Source organism: Armatimonadota bacterium, assembly GCA_039679645.1.
Lineage (GTDB): Bacteria > Armatimonadota > UBA5829 > UBA5829 > UBA5829 > UBA5829.
On the sequence record JBDKUO010000039.1, the window covers coordinates 24,374 to 44,365 of the forward strand.

The following is a 19,992-nucleotide window of genomic DNA, read 5'->3' on the forward strand; positions in this document are numbered from 1 at the left end:
GCAAAAAAGCGCCCCGGAAAATATCCGAGGCGCTATGAGCTGTCCGATATGTCGCAGGCCACTACGGGCACGGCTTGGGACATGGTGTCGGACAGGGCGTTGGACATGTAGTTGGACACGTTGTCGACGGGCATACCTTATCCCCAATCCACTTGACCAACGAATTGATTTCTTTTTGAGTTGCAGTCAGCGAGCAGGACGCCGCATCACGGAGCTGTTTTGTCGGTGACTGTGCTACAGCCAGTTGGTCCGCGTCACGCTGCTGTGAGAGCAGCATCGACAGTGTCCTTGCATATTCTGTGTTGAAATTGCAGTCATCACACTTTGGCAGTGTGTTTACAATTGCCTGCACTTTCGCATAGTCGATCGGCAGCGGACAGATATTACAGGTTCTTGCCCAAGCAGACAATTTTTCGTTCATTGATGTCTGTTCGTCACGAACTCTGTTCGACAGGTCTCTAAGGTTCTTGTCCGTCGTCTGCTCTATGCCTTGAGTCGTAAACGCAGCGATGGTGGTATGCAGTTGATACATGTTTTGCATATATGCTTTGTCAAAATCAGCGCTGCAGAGATTCTGCAGATTCGACGCTGGCCCGGCGCCCAGAGCTGCAGATACGGCCTGCGATGCCGCCGGGCATCCCGATATACACGGTGGACATGCCGGTTTGCATTCCTGGGTAGCCGGCGGACATGTTTGCGCGGACACTGCCGCTGCTGCGAGAACAATGGCGAGAGTGAACATAATTATGTGCACGTGTCGCATACTATACCTCCCTAAGTCAGTAGTTTGCGTAAACCATAATTACCCGTCACGTATAAACAACAAACAGTCAATTAACGTGCAGGCGCTCACTATCTCTGTGAGATTGACAGCTTGAACCATAAGCTCATATAATTGCCGTGGCAGTAGGTCACTGGAGGCTATTTTGGGTCCGGTTAAAAATGAATCAAAATCACAGCGTCGCACAAGGAAGATTGCATTATGTGTATGGACTCTTGCCGTAGCGCTGTGGGCAGTCTTTGCTATAAATGACAGCGGGACCGAACCTAAACTGCCGGTTGCGGATGCCTCTGTCAGAAGTATCGTAATAGAACATCTGGCTTACGAGTCGCATAACCCATTGTTCGGCGAGACCAATATCAGCGTGAGCAAAGATGATAAGTAAGCTCAAAATACCGCTGATTGCGGCTGCTGTGCTCGCGCTCGGCATCATAATCTATCCGTATCCACCGCGCGTAAACGGTAATGCGTTGCTTCACAAGGTCCTTCTTGCCCAGCGCAGCGTAGAATATACGGCTGTGCAGGAGCATACGAGCGTAATGCTCGGCAGCAATATCCGCTCCACTATACATGTTAAAAACGATTGCCGGACAGCCTCGACGGACGCCAAACTGGAGTCACAAATATTCCGCAACTATATTCCTCTTGTCGAAGGGCAGTATCGCATCGCCGGGCGAGATGCATGGGTGCTTCGATTAAAGCCAAAGCTCAAGCACATGCCGTGGAAGCAGATCTGGGTCGACAAAACAAAATTTGTTGTGCTTGCGTCACGTGATTGGACAGCCTACAATGTCATCAAACGCTCCATGAAGACCATATCTATTTCATTTGACAGCGAACCCATGCGCGAAACAAATGCCGAGAGAACAAATCATATCGCAAAGTGCGATATACCCAGGCCGTCATATATGCTGCATGGTTTCGTGCCGACAAGCGCTGACAAAGGCACTCTGGTCTACTCCGATGGCCTCTACACAATCACCATAACCACATCTGACAAGTCCGCCTGCAGGAAGAATAAAGCACTCGACTGGGGGCAGGGGACAATCTACTCCACTGGGCGCTACACTGTCGTCGCCGACCTTCCCGCAGATATGATCGAGCGTATTGCACGTTCGATCACCCCATAGTCACGCTGTTTCACGCCCCTCGCCTTGGGGAAAAACTATCCTAAAGTCAAAATGTTATAGAGTCAAAAAGTTCTACAAATAGCAGGTTTGTGCGCCGAATTATTACCGGCTTTTTGACTTTCATACTTTCAAACTTTTTGACTGGGATGGGGGTGCGGCGTGACACTTCAAGATGAAGTACTTGCTGGGCTTGTCAACAATGCGATAAACCAGGACAAACGTCTGGCCGGTCAGGCGATAGCGGTGCGAGTGGCAAACGGCGATGTATTCCTCAAGGGCATAGTCGATACCGAGGAAGATAAGAACCTTGCTCACCTGGTCGCAGGCGGTGTCGCAGGCACCCGGCAGGTCATTGTAGAAGAACTACGGGTAAAAGAGGCGCCGAATGAGTGACGGACACTTCTCCGAGGACGGCAGGGAATACATAATTACTCGCCCCGATACGCCGCGCCCATGGGCAAACTATCTTACCAACGGCCGTTATTGCGCCATATGTTCGCAGACAGGCGGCGGGCATTCGTTCTTTGAGACCTCCGGCTATAACCGCGTGACCCGCGAGTTCCCGCAGACCGTTGTCCTGCAGGACAGACCCGGCAGATATGTCTATTTGAGGGATGCCGAGACGGGAGAGTATTGGACCGCAAACTGGCAGCCGGTTTGTGACGACACCTCGAACTTCGAAGCGCGCCATGGCATAGGATATACGCAAATCGTCCGATCGAGCCATGGCGTCGAGAGCAGCATTACATACTACGTGCCCCCGCGCGATGATATCGAGGTATGGATGGTGTCCATCAAGAATATCTCGGACAAGAAACGCGAAATCCAGGCATTTCCATACGTCAAATGGGACCTGGCAAACTATATATTCAATGCTACTGAATCCAATTTCTCAATACTGTTCAATGAAGCAAGCGTCGAAGACAGCACGATCTTTGTCAGCATCCGCTACTGGAACATAACCTCGGGCTCGACTGCCAATCCGAATGCAAGGTGGGATAAATGGGCATTTATGACATCCAGCGCGCTCGTGGAGGCGCATGACTGCTTTGAAGAAGAGTTTATGGGAATGTATCACAACTACTCGAACCCTCGTGCAATAGAGGAGGGGCAGCTTCGCAACAGTCAGGGTCTTGGCCGGGATATAATGGCCTCGCTGCAGCACAGGTTTGTCCTTGAGCCCGGCGAGGAGGCGAAGTTCAATGTTCTGGTGGGCGTGGTCTTTCACAAGGAAGCCGCCTGGAGCCTTCGTGACAGGTATAATGAGTGGGATGAAGCCGAGCGTGGTCTTGCCGAAGTAAACCGCTACTGGGAGGGCTATCTTGGCCGGACAAACGCCGAAACCCCCAGCCGCGAGTTCAATCTGTCGTTCAACATCTGGAATAAGTATCAGGCCTGGGTGACATCGCGGTGGACCAGGATGGACTCGTATTATGTCGGCGGCGGTTCGATCATCGGATTCCGAGACAGTTGGCAGGACATGCTTGCTATTCTTCCAAATGATCTTGCCTGGGCCAGAGAGCGCGTAATTTATATGCTCGAACACCAGTTTCCTGACGGCAGCACTCTGCACAACTGGGACCCTCTCACCAACATCGGTGTAAAGACGGGCCACTCCGACGACCCGATGTGGCTGGTGCTCGGTGTGATGGAGTATCTGAAAGAGTCGGGCGACCTGATGTTTCTTGACGAGGCCGTCAAATACTACGACAGCGGCTCAGAGACCGTCCGCATGCATGTGCTCAGAGCAATTGACTATACTCTGGACCATATGAGCGAGCGCGGCATTCCTCTAATTATGGCAGCCGATTGGAACGACGGCCTGGACTATGTCGGCAGGCAGGGACGCGGCGAGAGCGCCATGGTGGCGGCGCATCTAGCTTGGATGCTCCGTGAAGTGGCTGCGCTGATGTGGTTTGTAGGCAGCGATGCGCAGGCTCAGAAATATGTGGAAGAAAGAGACAAGCTTATAAGAAATATCAACCTGCATCTGTGGGACGGTGAATGGTATATCAGAGGCACGCGTGATGACGGCGAGGCGTTCGGTTCGTCGCGAAATATCGAGGGCCGCATATATATAAACGCGCAGTCCTGGATGATTATTGGAACTGCAGCGCCTAAAAACCGCGCTCTGCGCTGTATGAACTCAGTATGCAAGCACCTGAACACTCCATACGGCCCGGCATTGTTCCTGCCCGCCTATCGTCAGCCCGACCCGAAACTTGGAATTATAACGCGCTTTGCTCCAGGCACAAAAGAAAACGGCACTGTCTTTTGCCATCCCGTTGCGTGGGCAATAATGGCGGAGTGTATTCTCGGCAGGGGCGATCAGGCTTATGAGTATTGGAAAGAAGTCTCGTTCGTCCACCGCGGCGAGCAGGATGAAAACACATATAAGGTCGATCCGTATGTGTATTGCGAATATATCCATGGTCCCGATTCAAAATACTACGGCCAGGGTGAGTTCAGTTGGATGACCGGCGCCGCTGCGTGGATGTGGAAAGTCGCTCTCGACTGGATACTTGGCGTTCGTGCGGAGATAAGGGGTCTGATGATCGATCCGTGCATACCATCTGAATGGGATTCGTATAGAGTTGTCCGGCGGTTCAGACGGGCGACATATGAAGTGACTGTCGAAAACCCCGAGCATGTATCGCACGGCGTGAAGGAGATATACGTCGACGGCATGAGCCACGATTCTTATCTTCTGCCGATATTTCCCGGCGGCGAAACGCATCAGATACGTGTTGTTATGGGGGAACCCACAGTTCAGATTGAGATGACGGCTGAGATAATATCCGAAGAGATCAGTGTATCGACTGAATGATCAGTCCCATCTGTAGTTGACTATATTTTTGACATTTGCAAGGTCACTGTCAAATGCTATCTCATCAAATGCTGCCGGAGCGCGAAGCTTGAACGCGATCATGAACCCGCCACCATCCGTGTCATCCTCGCGGTTGAGCATTCGCACGCGTATGCCATGCTTTGAGAGGATCGAGAGTATATCGCTGATATCCTCCTGCGCATGCGATGTAAGAATTGTCAGCGTCCGCTCATCCTTGTGTGACGTCAATAGCTTTTCAAGGGGAGCTATCAGGCTCAGCACAACGAATGCCAGCAAACTCGCAATAGCCGCAAGATACAGCATGTCGCCGCCGATCCCGGCAGCGACACCGATTGCAGCGACTGTCCATATGCTGGCCGCGGTCGTAAGCCCCCTGATAACGCTTCCCTGATGGATAATAGTCCCCGCTCCCAGGAAACCGACGCCGGTCACAATCTGCGCAGTAACCCTTGCCGGATCATACATCTTTCCCGCAATCTGATATGATGCCAGGGTGAAGAGCGTGGAACCGAAGCAGACCAGTATATGCGTGCGCAGTCCAGCCGGACGTCCATGGGTTTCGCGCTCCATTCCTATCATTGCTCCCAGCAGCAATGATATTATGAGCCTGAAAGTCATATCCCAAAGTGTCAGATTGTGCATCATGACCTCAAATCGCGGGTGTATGCCAAATCTACGGGAACTTAATATGGGGGCTTTGCCCCCAATCCCCCACCAAAGGCTTTGCCTCTGGACTCCACCAGGAAACCAGGTTTTTTGTATGCTGCGGGAATGACATTACTATCTTGCTCATCAAATAACACAAGCGTAAGTTCCCGCAGCATGTAAACTAATCGAGTTGTATTGGTTGCATCCCAAACTAAAGCGAAATAAGTCTGTGTCATTCCCGCGAAAGCGGAAATCCAGACACCGAAGCTCTCATCTGAACGCAGGTTCCTGGATTCCCAGTCAAGCTGGGAATGACATGCACTTGAGTTGCTTCGGCAGCAATTTTTATGCTGCGGGAACGACGTTACGATCTTGCTCATCACATACCACAAGCGTAAGTTCCCGCAGTACGTTAACTAATCGAGTAATCTTATCCCTTCACCGCAGCCGACTGCGCTTTCTCTTCCAGTTCCTGGTAGAGCGTGCTGCGCAGTTCCAATACACGCGCGGTGGCCTCGTCAAGAGAGACCTCTTCCTTATTTTTGGTCGATCTCAGGCTGATCTCTACCTTGCCTTCAGATGCCAGCCGGCCTGCCACAACATGAATCGGCGCGCCCATCAGATCGGCGTCCTTAAACTTTACACCGGGCCGCTCATCGCGTTCATCCAGCAACACGTCCACGCCGCTTTCCTGAAGCTCCTCATACAAACGTGTGGCTGCATTGCACTGGGCTTCGTCATCCGCATTAAGCAGGATCACAGCCACCTCAAAAGGCGCAACGCTTATCGGCCAGATGATGCCGTCCTTGTCGTTGTGAGTTTCGGGAATTGCGGCCAGCATTCGACTGACCCCCATCCCGTAGCAGCCCATGATAAACGGCTTCTCTTTGCCGTCGTCATCCAGGAACTTTGCGCCCATCGTCTCTGAGTAGCGAGTCCCGAGCTTGAAAATATGCCCGACCTCCATGCCGCGCTCAGTCTTGAGAGTGCCATTGCACTTTGGACACGGATCACCCTTGGATGCTACCCGAATATCGGCGAACTGTGTCACCACGAAATCTCTTCCAAGGTTGGCATTGACGTAATGCGCGTCAGTCTTATTTCCGCCCACCACGAAGTTTGCCATACCTTCGACCTCAAGGTCTGCAATTATCTTTACATCTTTAAGCCCGACAGGCCCCGCGAACCCGACTTCAGCGCCGGTGAGCTTTATAATAGTCTCAGGATCGGCCATCTCAACGGACTTCACTCCCAGAGCGTTTCGCAGCTTGGGCTCGTTTATCTCCCTGTCGCCGCGCACAAGAGCCGCTATAACTTCACCGTCTGCCTTGTATATGAGAGTCTTGACCAGCTTTTTGGGCGATTTCTTCAGAAATGAAGTCACCTGTTCTATCGTGCGAGTGTTTGGCGTATCGACCAGTTCGAGAGCCAACAGCTCCTCATCCGATTTCTTAATTGACCGCTCACCTATCTCACACTTCTCGGCATTCGCGCCATATCCGCAGGACTCGCAGATCAAAAGTGTATCTTCACCGGCGTCGCAGATAACCGTGTACTCCTGGCTGTCCTTGCCGCCGATTGCCCCCGAGTCGGCTTCGACCACCGCCGCGTCAAGTCCGCAGCGCGCGATGATTCTTGAGAACGCGACATACATCTTGTCATATGCGCGGTCCAGGTCGTCCCAACTGCGGTCGAAACTGTATGAGTCGAGCATTATAAACTCGCGCCCGCGCACAACTCCGCCGCGCGGCCTCGGTTCGTCTCTGCCCTTGGTCTGTATCTGATAGAGATTGAGCGGCAGTTCACGATAGCTGCGCACATCCCGCCGCACTATATCCGTTATCACTTCCTCGTGCGTGAAACCCATCGAGTAATCGCGAGCGTTTCTGTCCTTGAACCGGAACAGCACGTCCAGGTCCCATCTGCCGCCCTCCTGATAGAGTTCAGCCGGGACCATTGTGGGCATAAGCAGTTCCTGCGCGCCCTGTTCGTCCATCTCCTCGCGCACGATCTTCTCGATCTTCTTGATAACCTTATATCCCAGCGGCAGATAGTCGTATATCCCCGCCGCCACATTGCGTATAAACCCGCCGCGCAGCAGCAGCCTGTGGCTTGCCATCTGCGCCTCGGCGGGAACCTCTCTTAAAGTTGGAAAGAATAAATTAGATGCTCGCATATTATCCTCTGTTATGTGTTTATGGGTTATGAGTTATGGGTTGCTGTGATTGACACGTAACTCTAAACTCATAACTCACAACTCCGTTGATGGGTGACGATCTCCGAATCGTCACCTCGATGCCGGACGGGGTCTCCGAACCCCGAAACCTTATTCAGAATTCGATTGCCACCGCTTCTTCGCCGCAGTCCGGAAACTTTGGGCAGTTAATGCAGTCCGACCATATCTTTTGCGGCAGTGTGCCCTTATCTACTCGTGAAAATCCCATCTTCTCAAAAAAACCCGGCACGTATGTCAGCGCAAAAACCTTCGGTACGCCCATCTGCCGCGCATCGTCCAGACATTCCTGAACAAGCAACCTGCCATAGCCCTTGCTTTGGACATCCGGCTCAACCGCAAGTGAACGGACTTCGGCAAGGTCTCCCCATGTGATATGCAGCGCGCAGCAGCCAAGTATACGTTCGTCGGCGGATTCAATAACCACAAAATCGCGTATGTTTTCGTAGATCGCATTGAGCGAGCGTGGCAGCATCTCGCTCCTGTCTGCGAACTGATTGATCAGCCTCTGCAGTTCGGCTACATCTGAGACCTTTGCTCTTCTAATCAATTTAGAGTTTCTCCACTTCTTTGATAAGCTCATCAACGAGCTTGTCTTCCGGCACGCTCCGAAGCATTTCGCCTTTTGCAAAGAGCACGCCCGAACCTCTGCCGCCCGCAATCCCAACATCGGCCAATGATGCTTCACCAGGACCGTTTACAATGCATCCCATAACCGCGACAGTTATCGGCTTAGACGGTGGATTAGCCTCCAGCCGCTGCCTAACTTTGTCCGCGATATCAGATAAATCTATTGCGCAGCGCCCGCATGTAGGGCACGATACAATAGTAAACGGCTTTCTCCTTAGTCCAAGGCTGTTCAAGATTTCAATCCCAACCTTGACTTCCTCCACCGGGTCGCCGGTTAGAGACACACGGATCGTATCCCCGATTCCTTCGGCAAGCAGCGTCCCGATTCCTACCGAGCTTCTTATCGTGCCTTCCCAGGCCAGCCCTGCCTCAGTGACGCCCAGGTGGAGCGGGTAATCACATCTCTTGCTTGCCAGTTCGTATGCGCGGATCATCATCGGAACATCGAACGCTTTGAGCGAGAGCACAATATCTTCAAACCCGAGCTTTTCAAGAACCTGCACTTCGTCAAGTCCGCTCTCAACCAAGGCTTCGGGCGTAGGTACTCCGTAGCGCTTGCGGTCTATCGATCCCGCATTCACGCCTATCCTTATGGGGACTCCGTGTTCCTTTGCGGCTTTTGCGACGGCTTCTACGCGGTCTGTCGAACCGATATTGCCCGGGTTGATCCGCAGCTTGTCGACACCTGCATCCAAACTTGCAAGCGCAAGTTTATAGTCAAAATGAATGTCGGCGACCAGTGGAATGGAGATAGATTGCTTGATCTTGCCCAGAGCCGCCGCCGCCTCGCTGTTTGGCACCGCAGCCCGAATAATATCGCATCCGGCTGCCTCAAGGCGCTTGATCTGAGCCACAGTGGCTTCTACATCTGCTGTCGGCGTGTTGGCCATGGACTGGATCGATACAGGCGCGCCGCCGCCTATCTCTACGCCGCCGACCTTAACCTTTCGCGTCAGCCTTCTCAGCTCTTTACTCTCCACTCTCAACTCTCCACTCTACTGCGGCACCAGACCCTGGGATATCTTGGACAGGTCCGACCAGATTACAGTCACGAATATCGCTGCGATAATAAATAAGCCGATCATGGTCACTGTCTGCATCTGCTCACGCGTGAGGCGTTTTCTGCGCACTGCTTCAACCGCAAGTATCGCCAGATGACCGCCATCAACTACAGGGATGGGGACCAGGTTTATGACGGCAAGGCTCATACTCAGCATGCCCAGCAATTGTACCAGCGAATATGGACCGCGTGCCACAGATGACTGTGTTATCTTGGCGATAAGCACGGGACCACCGATATTCTCAGCTATTTTTTTGCTGGTAAGAGACTGAACGATCTCCACAACAATATCCTTTGTGAGGATAAGGCCATTGGTTGCAGATTCTATAAAGCCCGCCTTTTTAAGCGTCTGTTCGGGCACAAACCCTAGTAGGCCTATCGCCATAAACTTTTCCGATTTACTGATCGGCTTTGCAGTCAGCGTAATGGTCTTGCCATTTCTGTCTATCTCAAGCCTTGCTTGTTTGGTGCCGAGATGCTTTACAGTATTTGCAAAACCAGCGCCGTCTCTGATCTTATTGCCATTTACAGAGATGATCTTGTCATCCTCTTGAATACCTGCTTTTTGCGCAGCCGACTTGTCCGCGACTGCATCTACGGTGCCCTGCTTGCCCTCAGGAAATGACCACATTGCATTGAGATAGATTATCGTCCATCGCGGGGCAGCAGATTTTGTAAAGGTTTTTCCGTTGCGCATAACGGTCAGAGTCAACTTCTTGCCGGGGTTATCGTGGATGAGCTTGGTCATATCCTTGCCGCCCTTAACGGGTTTCTGATCGATGGCGAGTATTCGGTCTCCCGTGCGGATGCCGATTTTGGCAGCCACTGATTGAGGATTAACCATAGCGACCTTGTTTTCTGTGTTGCCGGTCGGGAATCCCCAGAATACGCCCATAGTCACAAACACGATTACTGCAAGCACGAAGCTGGCGAACGGCCCTGCGAAGATCACCAGCGCACGCTTCCATATAGCCTGCGCTTGAAAACCATCCGCTATATCTTCCTCACCCGGTTCCATACCGGCAAGCTTCACAAACCCGCCCAATGGAAATGGATGAATCGTATATTCCGTGGCGCCGCGCTTAATAAGCGTAATCAGCTTCGGACCAAAGCCGAATGCGAACTCATCTACGCGAATTCCGACAAGCCGGGCAACAGTGAAGTGACCCAGCTCATGAAACATCACCAATATTGCAAATAAGAAAACCAGCGCTATAGCCGTTTGAATTATCAAATCAGACTCCCCAGAAAGATTTAGTAATTAGTATATTATATTGATTATTGCTTTTGCGCGTTCAATATGCGATGCTGACTAACCTTTTCGGAATCACTCGCAAACCTGAGTTAATATTGACGCCGACGAACAGCTTTCGAATCATCTGTATATTTAAGTTCCCGCAGTCTCTGTTACTTTGCGTCTTGTCTCTGAATCTACCTCGTATATCTCTTCAAGTGATGGCGACGGCTTGGATGTATGACTCTCCATTGCTTGCCGAACGATTTTTGCTATATCTAAAAAGCCGATCCTGCCTTTAAGGAACAGATCGACAGCCACCTCATCAGCAGCATTCATCACGACAGCCAGCGTGCCTCCGACTTTAGCTGCTTCCATCGCAAGCGCAAGGCACTCAAACTTGTCCATATCTACTTTGCCGAAGCTCAATGTCCCGGCTTCCAGGATGTCCAGCCTCGGCAGCTTTGAGTCGACCCGCTGCGGGTAGAGCAGGGCATACTGGATCGGCAGCCTCATATCAGGCAACCCCAACTGCGCGATAATAGATCCATCACAGTATCGCACCATCGAGTGTACTATGCTGGTCGGGTGGATCACGACCTGAATCCTGTCGGCTTCAACACCGAAGAGCCACTTCGCCTCGATTATCTCCAAACCCTTGTTCATCAGCGTGGCTGAATCGACCGTCACCTTCTTGCCCATCTTCCATGTAGGGTGGGCGAGAGCCTGCTCGGCGCTCACGTCAGCCAACTCGGACTTAGGCTTATCTCTAAAAGCCCCGCCCGAAGCAGTCAGATATATTTTCTCGATGCTTTTACGGTCCTCGCCATTAAGGCACTGGAAAATAGCCGAGTGCTCACTGTCTATAGGCAGCAGAGCCACACCCCTACGAGATACAGCTTCCATCACCAGATGGCCGGCTGCCACCAGCACCTCTTTGCTCGCCAGAGCCACATCCTTGCCCGCTTCGATTGCTTTAAGGGTAGGGGATAGCCCCGGCGTCCCGGCTACGGATATAACTATTCTATCAGTTTCCGGTTCCACGGCAAGCTCATCAAAGCCGCCGGGACCCGAGCAGACCTTGATATCAGTTTCACTGAGAATAGATTCGACCCTGCTTTTTGCGTCACCATTACCGATGCAGACCATCTTAGGCATAAACTCGAGAGCCTGCGAGATGAGCAGGTCGGCATTATTTTGCGCGCCGAGGCCTGTGACACGGACCCTTCCAGGACCCAGCCGCCTCACTACATCCAGCACCTGCGTTCCAATAGAGCCTGTCGAACCCAATATCGATATACGCACTGGTCGCGTATTGATCATTCATTATCTCCAAAAAATTTATGCGATCCGTAATCATGAGATTCTTTTTCGGTCGCGATCAGATATCGCGCCCGATCATTAAAATGGTTGCGTTACGCTCATAGCTGCTCTCCACTTTCCACTCTCAGCCCTCCACTCTCTCCTCGACCACTTTACCGAATTTGCGCGTGCGGCTCTGGAAACTCTTTATGGCGTCATAGAGATCGTCTTTCGAGAAGTCAGGCCAGAGTGTATCAGTGACATAAAGCTCGGAGTATGCAGTCTCCCACAGTAGGAAATTACTGACACGCATCTCGCCAGCCGTTCGTATCATGAGATCGGGGTCAGGCAGTTCGGGGTGATACATGAGGCTCGTAAGGAGTTTCTCATTTATATCATCTGCCGCAATCTTGCCCTCGGAGACCATTGCTGCAGCTTCTTTTGCAGCATCAATAATCTCGTTGCGTCCACCATAATTGACGGCAATGTTCAGGATGATGCGCTCGTTATTTTTTGTCTCTTCAAAATCCTCGTTGAACTGGTCCTGTAGTTCCTGTGGGAGTTCATGGAAACGCCCACTTGCTATTATTCGGACGCCTTCCTTTTTCATGTAGTTCAGCTCGGCCTTAGCGGCATATCTGATCAGCTTCATAAGCCCGCTGACTTCATCGGCAGGCCGCTTCCAGTTCTCGGAAGAAAACGCATATGCCGTAATGGCCTTTACACCGAAATCAGCCGCATTTATAACGAAGTTTTTTAACGACTTATAGCCCCGCCGGTGGCCTTCAAGGCGAGGCAGACCCCTGCGTCTTGCCCATCTGCCGTTTCCATCCATGATCACGGCTATGTGCTGGGGGATTCTCTCCGGGTCCAAGTCTGTATAAGTTTTGCGGCTCAATTTATCCTCCGCAATGTTAGTCATAAAAGAAAAAACGCGAAAGGCTTTATTTCGTGCTTTCGCCCTTTCGCGTTTTTGTTATAAAAATTCCTGCTGTCTGTTCGATTTAGGGCTAGACTTCCTTCAACTCAGCCTCTTTTGACGCCGTGTGCTTATCGACATCAACGATATATTTGTCGGTGAGTTTCTGAATCTTTTCCTGCTCACGCTTCATATCGTCCTCTGATATCTCAGCTTTCTTTTCCTGAGCCTTAAGACGCTCGTTTGCATCCCGGCGAATGTTGCGGATCGCAATCTTGTGGTCCTCAGACTTTTTGTGAAGCTGCTTGATCAGATCGTTGCGTCTTTCTTCAGTCAGATACGGGATGTTGAGACGAATTACCTGCCCGTCGCTCTGCGGCGTAATTCCGATATCAGAGCTTTGGATCGCCTTGGATATTGCGTCAAGACTATTGCGGTCCCACGGCGATATGAGCAGTTGTCTCGGCTCGGGAACGCTTATCCCTGCCAACTGGTTGATCGGCGTGGGCGTTCCGTAATAGTCCACTTTGATCCCATCCAGTAGCATCGGATTGGCCCTGCCGGTCCTCAAAGTGGCAAAGTCATGATCGGCGGCCTCAACCGCCTTTTGCATGCGCCTCTCGGCTTCCTGAATTACTTCTGCAGTCAAGAGTCCGTCCTCCCCCTTATGAGTGTGCCGATTGTCTCACCACGCGCGGCTTTTGCGATGTTGCCGGGCTTGGTTATATCAAATACGACTATGGGCAAGTTGTTCTCCATGCACAGAGTGAATGCAGTCAAATCCATAATGCCGAGGTTTCGGCTGATAGCTTCCATATAGCCGACCTCATCGAATTTGACCGCGTCTTTGTCCTTATGCGGATCGCTTGTATAAACACCGTCGACGTTTGTCGCTTTAAGCACGGCGTCAGCCTTGATCTCGAGTGCTCGCAGTGATGCGGCGGTGTCGGTCGTAAAGAACGGATTGCCGGTGCCTGCCGCGAGTATCACGACCCGGCCCTTTTCAAGGTGCCTTATTGCGCGCCTGCGTATGAAAGGTTCAGCTACTTCGGCCATCGTGATAGCTGTCTGAACACGAGTGTGCACGCCTATTTTTTCAAGGGCATCCTGCAGAGCAAGTGAATTGATGACTGTTCCGAGCATACCCATATAGTCGGCGGTAGCGCGGTCCATTCCCTTGTTTGATGCCGATCCGCCGCGGATAATATTTCCCGCGCCTATCACGACCGCTATCTCGACTCCGGACTCGCGTGCTTCCTTTATGCCTTCAGCAATGGTTTCAATAGTGTCGGGGCAAAGTCCCAGCTTTTGGGGGCCGGCAAATGCCTGCCCCGACAGCTTAAGTAGAACTCGAGTCCATTTTCGATCTTTACTCGATTTAGAGTCAGTCACCGGAAGTCTCTCCAACGCGATATCGTGCGAACCCGGCGATTTTTATATCTTCGCCCGTCGTCTTGGCGGCGGCCTTCACCAGGTCCTCGATAGTCTGATCTTCGTCTTTAATGAAAGGCTGTTCCAGAAGGCATACGCGGGAATAGAACTCTTTCATCCGTCCATCGACGATCCTTTCGACGATGTTTTCAGGCTTACCTTCTTTGATCGCCCACTGTCTGTGAACGTCGCGCTCCTTCTCAATTGCGTCGGCTGAGATATCCTCGCGCTTCATGTAATCGGGGTTTGCCCAGGCTATGTGCATCGCAACATCCTTGGCGAGGTTTAGAGCTGTATCGGAGACTGCGGCGCCTTTAAGCTCAACAAGCACGCCGATCTGATCGCCCATATGCACATAAGAGCCGATCACACCGTCGGTTGCAAGTCGCACGAGCCTGGTCACAGCCAGTTTTTCACCGATCTTGCCCATCAGTTCATTGACCAGGTCCTTAACGGGCCTGCCGTCCTTGAATGGTTTTTCCAATAGCGCATTGAGGTCGGCTATATCGGCGGACTCTGCCGTGAATTTGGCCAGTCCTTTCGCCAGATCAACAAACTCAGGCGTCTTGGCGACAAATGTTGTCTCGCAGTTCATTTCGACCATAGCGCCGGTCTTATTATCACATGCAACGAAGCATCCTATCAAACCTTCTGATGCGCTCTTGGTTTCTCGCTTGGCAGCGACTGCGATGCCCTTCTCCCGAAGCAGCGTGACCGCTTTCTCATAATCGCCGTTTGTTTCAGTGAGCGCTTTCTTGCAGTCCATCATGCCCGCGCCGGTCTGTTCTCTCAGTTTCTTAACCATATCGGCGGTAATTGCCATGTTACACTCTCCAAATATTATGTGATGCTCCGCCGTGCGACGGAGCAGATAATTACTCTTCTTTAGCGGCTTCTGTCGATGCTTCTACTTCGGCTGCCGGCCCTTCGGCATCAATGAAGACTTTCTCTTCACCTTCGCTTGCGGCTTCTTCCTTTTCCGCGCCCTCTTCGGCTTCTGCTCCGGCTTCAGGCGCTGCTTCCTCGACTGCTTCGGCTTCTTCCTCAATCGGCTTTACTTCAACTATCGCTTCAGCCAGCTTGCTTGAAATAAGCTTGATGGCGCGAATAGCGTCGTCATTGCCGGGGATCACATAGTCGACTTCATCGGGGTCGCAGTTGGTATCGACAATCGCCACAACCGGGATATCGAGCTTGCGAGCCTCAAGAAGAGCAATCCGTTCTTTCTTCAGGTCGACAATATATATAGCGCCCGGGAGTTTGGGCATATCTTTGATTCCGCCGAGGAACCTCTCTAGTTTGTCTCTCTGCTCGCGGAGCTTGGCGGCTTCCTTCTTGGTAAGCTGCTCAAAGATTCCATCGGCTTCCATCTTCTCGAGTTCTCTGAGTCTTGCGATACGGGTCTGGATCGTGCGATAGTTGGTGAGCATTCCACCCAGCCATCTCTGATTTACATAATACATCCCGCACTGCTTTGCGGCAGACTCCACCGCTTCCTGCGCCTGCTTCTTTGTTCCGACGAAGAGTATCGTTTTGCCTTCCGCGGCAACGTCCTGGATAAACTTTCGTGCGTCTTCAAAGAGCTTGAGGGTTTGGTGAAGATCGATAATGTAGATTCCATTGCGTCCCCCGTAGATGTATCTCTTCATCTTAGGGTTCCATCGGTGAGTGCGGTGTCCGAAGTGAACACCGGCCTCCAGCAGTTCCTTCATTGTAATTGCCGGCAAGTTTGTGTCCTCCTGTAAGGTTAATTTCTTCCCGTTTCGTCATTCCAGGGCGCAATTCCGCATTCGCAGGAACACCCACGCCCATAGTCGGAAACGGTGTGTTTTGCCAAACTCAGAAATCATACCATAAATGGATGATTATCGTCAATAAAAATGAGCCGGATCAAACCGGATCGCCGGGTGCATCCCAAAGTAATGGTAATTTCAACATTATGCTGTGCGGAACGACGGTTATTACTTTCAATGGGATTATCACATACCTGAGTTCCCGCAGCTACAGCGCGCATTTACTGCGGGAATTGATGTTTATCCAAATTTATAGCGCTAGCGAACAGAATACCTTGAATGTGGGATGCACTTCGGATCGCCGGCTTTCTTGACACGGCCTCAGCCTTGCCTTATAATTTTGAGGGATACAAGATTGTATTCCATTTCAAAAGTCGCCGCGAGTCTCGCAGCAGTTGAGTGAGAAGCGGCATTTTGTTTGTCTAATAAGTACTTTTCAAAGGGGGAAGTCAAAACATGCACTGCGAGTCTAAGACTCATAGCAGGCTTGGCAGGATGCTTATCGGGCTGGTCTCGATGGTTCTGCTGGGCATCGTGCTGCCGTCAGCGGCGTTCGCAAGTGAAGCAATTACGCTTCCGAAATTCGAGGCGCTGCCGATTATGTGGCCCTCAGTTATCGCAGTATTCATCTGCGCGATTATCGGCCTGCTGTTCGGTTTAGGGTGGTATAGAGCCATAAACCGGGAAGATCCGGGTTCAAAAGGTATGGTGGGAGTCGCTGAGGCCGTTCAGGAAGGCGCTCTCGCTTATCTGAAGAAGCAGATATCGACAATGATCTGGTTTGTTGTCGTTATTGCTATTGGTCTTGCATTCCTTTATAAAAACATTCCTGGATTCCAGGGAACAGACCGGGTATTTCACGCAATTCCAATTTATATTGGTGTCAGCCTTGCATTTATCCTTGGTGTAACCGCATCTTATCTTGCTGGTTTCATCGGAATGATGATGGCTGTGCGTGCAAATGTCCGTGTTGCAAATGCCGCTCTCAAGAGTTTCAAGAAAGCTCTCTATGTTGCATTTAGAGCGGGCGGCGTGTCCGGTATGGCGACTGTCGGACTTGGCCTTCTGGGCGCATGTCTTGTATTCTTCCTTTTCGGCAATGAATCAATGAAAGTTCTTGTCGGTTTCGGTTTTGGTGGATGTCTGGCCGCCCTCTTTATGAGGATCGGTGGTGGTATCTATACCAAGGCTGCTGATGTAGGCGCAGACCTGGTTGGCAAGGTCGAGCAGAGCATCCCTGAGGATGACCCCAGAAACGCTGCTACCATCGCAGACAACGTCGGTGACAACGTCGGTGACTGTGCCGGTATGGCTGCAGATATTTTTGAGAGCTATGAAGTAACTCTGGTTGCCGCTATTATCCTTGGTGCTGCCGCATCTACAACACTCGGTTTGGGTGCTGCCGGTCTTGCACTGGTTGTCTATCCTCTGCTCATCAGAGCTATCGGTGTTGTTACTTCGATCATTGGTATTTACTCGGTCAAGGGTAAAGACGATATGAATATGAACCCGATGAAGCCGATCAATGCTGGTTTTATGGTGGCTTCATTGCTTTCCATCGCCGGGTTCTTTGGCCTTTCTTACTATGTCTTTGGTGTTGAAGTCAAGAACACTGGTTTTGAGTGGTGGAGATTTGCATGTGCAAACCTCAGCGGTATTATCCTTGCTCTGATTATAGACAAGCTGACTGAGCACTTCACTGAAATTGATGGCAAGCCGGTTACAGAATGCGCCAAGGCTGCAAAAACCGGTCCTGCAACTATCATTCTTTCCGGTTTTGCTTCCGGTCTTGAGTCCAGTGTATGGAGCGTTGTAGCGATTTGTCTTGCGATCCTTGCCAGCGTCCTTCTTTTCAAGGGTGACCCGGCGATGTCCGCATACGGAATTGCTCTTTCCGGTCTCGGTTTGCTTACGACCACTGGATTCATGCTTGCTATGGATACCTATGGCCCGATCTCCGATAACGCCAACGGCATCTTCGAGATGTCCGGCGCTCTTAAGGACGAGGGTGAGGATTCCAATGCTGAAAAGATCGTTGCAAAGCTCGACGCGGTTGGCAACACCACTAAGGCTCTGACCAAGGGACTTGCCATTGCGACTGCTGTTATCGCAGCAACGGCTCTTTACAGATCATTTATGGCTGACGCGGGTCTGCTGAATATTGGTATTCGTATCGATATTACAAACGTCTTCATCGGCCTGCTTATCGGCGGCGCTGTGCCTTTCCTGTTCTGTTCATTCGCAATCAACGCGGTTACCCGCGCGGCGTTTGACCTGGTGCAGGAAGTCCGCAGACAATTCCGCGAGATCGTCGGTATTATGGACTATGATCCTCGATCCGGCTCAGACAAGGGCAAGCCTGACTATCAGAAGTGCGTCGCTATCTCTACTTCTGCTGCTCAGAAAGAGCTTATGAGCCCTGCGGTTCTGGCTGTGAGCGCTCCGATTCTGGTCGGCTTTGGCCTCGGCTTCGGCAAAATGAATGGCGCAGCGGCTCTCGGCGGATTCCTTGCCGGAACAATCGTCTCCGGCCAGTTGATGGCTGTTCTTCTTTCCAACGCGGGTGGTCTTTGGGACAACGCTAAGAAGAAGATCGAAGACGGCTTGTTCGGCGGCAAGGGTACTCCTGAGCACAAGGCTGCTGTAGTCGGCGACACTGTAGGCGATCCGTTCAAGGATACAGCCGGTCCGGCCTTAAACCCGATGATCAAGGTTATGAACCTGGTCGCGGTCCTGATGGCTCCGATTGTTATCCAGCCTATGTCAATTGTCGTGCGCGCGACGGTTACGATTATCGCGCTGCTCGCTCTTGTTGGTGCGACGCTCTGGAGCAAGCGCGGTGGAATCAACGTAGATACGGCTGGTCCGTCAAACCCTAGTTCAACACCTGAGGACGAGCGAGAGGCTGTTACAGTCTAAGCTGTTATCGGGTGAATATACGCTGAGGCGGGAGATATTTTTCCCGCCTCTTTTATTGTACGGTTTGTTGATGAATGCAAGGTTGTAGGTCGAAGCAATCGCCCGGAAAATCGGTTTATTCATTAATGTTAGTCACAATTGCTTCGCCTTCAGAACAGCCCTGCATATCTACTCTTATGATGCATCCCTTTACAATGAAATTGCTTCCACACCCACGCGGATTGTGGTACAATTAACGCTGGTTTTCAGTAGTACCATATAGAAAGGCCGACACTTGATCCCACTTGCCGATGACAACCCGACTCGAACCAGGCCATACGTGGTTTATGTCCTCATATTGCTTAATATACTGGTGTATGTATATGATCAACTGGGAGCAATAGGCCAGTTCGGCAGGCTATACGACTGGTCATTGATCCCGAGCTTTTTGCTCTCCGGCGCGCCTGTCACCAGGGAAATTCCCGTTCTGGCCGATGGGGCGCAGAAGCTGCTGGAGATAACATACACCGGTCTTCACCCGCGCTGGCTCACGATCTTCAGTTCTATGTTTATGCACGGCAGTCTTGTCCATATAGGCGGCAACATGCTATATCTGTGGATATTCGGCAACAACATCGAAGACAGCCTGGGTCATGCCAAGTTTCTTTTCTTTTATTTAGCCTGTGGAGCTATTGCGGCAGTGGCGCATGTAATGCTGAGCATACACTCTACCGTGCCTACTGTTGGAGCAAGCGGAGCTATAGCAGGTGTATTGGGAGCTTATCTCATACTCTATCCCAGGCAGGACATACGAACACTTGTCTTTCTGGGTTTCTTCTGGACATTTATTGATGTGCCTGCCTTGTTTGTGCTCGGAGTATGGTTTGCGACTCAGCTTTTCGGTCTGGCTGGAAGCGGCGGAATGGCCAACGGAGGGGTAGCTTACGGTGCGCATGTGGGCGGCTTTATTGCAGGAGTTGCAATGATAATTATGTTCGGCGGGCGCAGGCTAAGAAGCCAGAGGCGCTATTATAGGCGTCAATCTACCTATGATTATACTTCGCGCAGATGGGAATAGGGTGCTG

19 protein-coding genes are annotated in these 19,992 nt (G+C 51.5%); 6 read left to right on the forward strand and 13 right to left on the reverse strand.

From position 1 onward, the window contains the following. Positions 1–61: 61 nt before the first annotated feature. Complete coding sequence (locus ABFD83_08015; GenBank protein MEN6357010.1) at positions 62–763, reverse strand: hypothetical protein; 702 nt, start codon at positions 761–763, stop codon at positions 62–64. Positions 764–926: 163 nt separating this feature from the next. Here ABFD83_08015 and ABFD83_08020 point away from each other — a divergent pair, with 163 nt between their 5' ends. The 4 genes from ABFD83_08020 to ABFD83_08035 all read left to right on the forward strand — a co-directional run bounded on the left by ABFD83_08020 (position 927) and on the right by ABFD83_08035 (position 4,738). Then, positions 927–1,166 carry a hypothetical protein gene (locus ABFD83_08020; GenBank protein MEN6357011.1) on the forward strand — a complete coding sequence of 80 codons (240 nt, stop codon included), beginning with the start codon at positions 927–929 and terminating at the stop codon, positions 1,164–1,166. Beyond that, positions 1,156–1,911 (forward strand): hypothetical protein, encoded by a 756-nt coding sequence (locus tag ABFD83_08025; GenBank protein ID MEN6357012.1) that lies wholly within the window; start codon positions 1,156–1,158, stop codon positions 1,909–1,911. Before ABFD83_08020 ends, ABFD83_08025 begins: the two co-directional genes overlap by 11 nt. 159 nt (positions 1,912–2,070) lie before the next feature. After that, positions 2,071–2,304, forward strand: coding sequence for a BON domain-containing protein (locus tag ABFD83_08030; GenBank protein ID MEN6357013.1), 234 nt, complete (start codon positions 2,071–2,073; stop codon positions 2,302–2,304). After that, the gene (locus ABFD83_08035) at positions 2,297–4,738 is read left to right on the forward strand and encodes a glycosyl transferase family 36 (GenBank protein MEN6357014.1); all 2,442 of its coding nucleotides are present in this window, start codon (positions 2,297–2,299) and stop codon (positions 4,736–4,738) included. The genes ABFD83_08030 and ABFD83_08035 overlap by 8 nt, the downstream gene beginning before the upstream one ends. Here the strand turns inward: ABFD83_08035 and ABFD83_08040 are convergent, their stop codons facing one another. The 12 genes from ABFD83_08040 to rpsB form a co-directional block, all read right to left on the reverse strand. After that, positions 4,739–5,404 carry an MgtC/SapB family protein gene (locus ABFD83_08040; GenBank protein ID MEN6357015.1) on the reverse strand — a complete coding sequence of 222 codons (666 nt, stop codon included), beginning with the start codon at positions 5,402–5,404 and terminating at the stop codon, positions 4,739–4,741. It lies immediately after the preceding gene. Between the two features lie 38 nt (positions 5,405–5,442). Further along, positions 5,443–5,787 (reverse strand): hypothetical protein, encoded by a 345-nt coding sequence (locus tag ABFD83_08045; protein ID MEN6357016.1) that lies wholly within the window; start codon positions 5,785–5,787, stop codon positions 5,443–5,445. A 50-nt stretch (positions 5,788–5,837) separates the two neighbouring features. Continuing rightward, entirely contained in the window at positions 5,838–7,583 is a 1,746-nt protein-coding gene (locus ABFD83_08050) for a proline--tRNA ligase (protein ID MEN6357017.1), read from the reverse strand. A 154-nt stretch (positions 7,584–7,737) separates the two neighbouring features. After that, positions 7,738–8,190, reverse strand: a complete 453-nt coding sequence (locus tag ABFD83_08055; protein ID MEN6357018.1) for an N-acetyltransferase — start codon at positions 8,188–8,190, stop codon at positions 7,738–7,740. Between the two features lies 1 nt (position 8,191). Continuing rightward, on the reverse strand, positions 8,192–9,250 hold the full coding sequence (ispG, locus tag ABFD83_08060) for a flavodoxin-dependent (E)-4-hydroxy-3-methylbut-2-enyl-diphosphate synthase (protein ID MEN6357019.1): 1,059 nt from the start codon (positions 9,248–9,250) through the stop codon (positions 8,192–8,194). Positions 9,251–9,265: 15 nt separating this feature from the next. Further along, a complete protein-coding gene (rseP, locus tag ABFD83_08065; protein MEN6357020.1) occupies positions 9,266–10,564 on the reverse strand; it encodes an RIP metalloprotease RseP in 1,299 nt (432 codons plus the stop codon). A 153-nt stretch (positions 10,565–10,717) separates the two neighbouring features. Continuing rightward, positions 10,718–11,887: a 1-deoxy-D-xylulose-5-phosphate reductoisomerase gene (locus tag ABFD83_08070; GenBank protein MEN6357021.1), complete on the reverse strand. Its 1,170-nt coding sequence runs from the start codon at positions 11,885–11,887 to the stop codon at positions 10,718–10,720. A 124-nt stretch (positions 11,888–12,011) separates the two neighbouring features. Next, a complete protein-coding gene (locus ABFD83_08075; GenBank protein MEN6357022.1) occupies positions 12,012–12,764 on the reverse strand; it encodes an isoprenyl transferase in 753 nt (250 codons plus the stop codon). Between the two features lie 112 nt (positions 12,765–12,876). Further along, positions 12,877–13,434 carry a ribosome recycling factor gene (gene frr, locus ABFD83_08080; GenBank protein ID MEN6357023.1) on the reverse strand — a complete coding sequence of 186 codons (558 nt, stop codon included), beginning with the start codon at positions 13,432–13,434 and terminating at the stop codon, positions 12,877–12,879. Then, a complete protein-coding gene (gene pyrH / locus ABFD83_08085; GenBank protein MEN6357024.1) occupies positions 13,431–14,177 on the reverse strand; it encodes a UMP kinase in 747 nt (248 codons plus the stop codon). The genes frr and pyrH overlap by 4 nt, the downstream gene beginning before the upstream one ends. Further along, a complete protein-coding gene (tsf, locus tag ABFD83_08090; GenBank protein ID MEN6357025.1) occupies positions 14,170–15,039 on the reverse strand; it encodes a translation elongation factor Ts in 870 nt (289 codons plus the stop codon). The genes pyrH and tsf overlap by 8 nt, the downstream gene beginning before the upstream one ends. Positions 15,040–15,091: 52 nt before the next feature. Then, positions 15,092–15,943, reverse strand: a complete 852-nt coding sequence (gene rpsB / locus ABFD83_08095; GenBank protein ID MEN6357026.1) for a 30S ribosomal protein S2 — start codon at positions 15,941–15,943, stop codon at positions 15,092–15,094. A 522-nt stretch (positions 15,944–16,465) separates the two neighbouring features. On the opposite strand from rpsB, the gene ABFD83_08100 reads away from it, so the two are divergent. Then, positions 16,466–18,928: a sodium-translocating pyrophosphatase gene (locus ABFD83_08100; protein MEN6357027.1), complete on the forward strand. Its 2,463-nt coding sequence runs from the start codon at positions 16,466–16,468 to the stop codon at positions 18,926–18,928. 274 nt (positions 18,929–19,202) lie between these two features. Next, a complete protein-coding gene (locus ABFD83_08105; protein ID MEN6357028.1) occupies positions 19,203–19,985 on the forward strand; it encodes a rhomboid family intramembrane serine protease in 783 nt (260 codons plus the stop codon). Positions 19,986–19,992: the final 7 nt, after the last annotated feature.

Bases quoted from the DNA above. Each gene is read 5' to 3' on its own strand.
- ABFD83_08015 (MEN6357010.1), bottom strand. From the start codon at position 763: ATGCGACACGTGCACATAATTATGTTCACTCTCGCCATTGTTCTCGCA.
- ABFD83_08025 (MEN6357012.1), top strand. From the start codon at position 1,156: ATGATAAGTAAGCTCAAAATACCGCTGATTGCGGCTGCTGTGCTCGCG.
- ABFD83_08035 (MEN6357014.1), top strand. From the start codon at position 2,297: ATGAGTGACGGACACTTCTCCGAGGACGGCAGGGAATACATAATTACT.
- ABFD83_08040 (MEN6357015.1), bottom strand. From the start codon at position 5,404: ATGATGCACAATCTGACACTTTGGGATATGACTTTCAGGCTCATAATA.
- ABFD83_08045 (MEN6357016.1), bottom strand. From the start codon at position 5,787: ATGAGCAAGATCGTAACGTCGTTCCCGCAGCATAAAAATTGCTGCCGA.
- ABFD83_08050 (MEN6357017.1), bottom strand. From the start codon at position 7,583: ATGCGAGCATCTAATTTATTCTTTCCAACTTTAAGAGAGGTTCCCGCC.
- ABFD83_08070 (MEN6357021.1), bottom strand. From the start codon at position 11,887: ATGATCAATACGCGACCAGTGCGTATATCGATATTGGGTTCGACAGGC.
- tsf (MEN6357025.1), bottom strand. From the start codon at position 15,039: ATGGCAATTACCGCCGATATGGTTAAGAAACTGAGAGAACAGACCGGC.
- ABFD83_08100 (MEN6357027.1), top strand. From the start codon at position 16,466: ATGCACTGCGAGTCTAAGACTCATAGCAGGCTTGGCAGGATGCTTATC.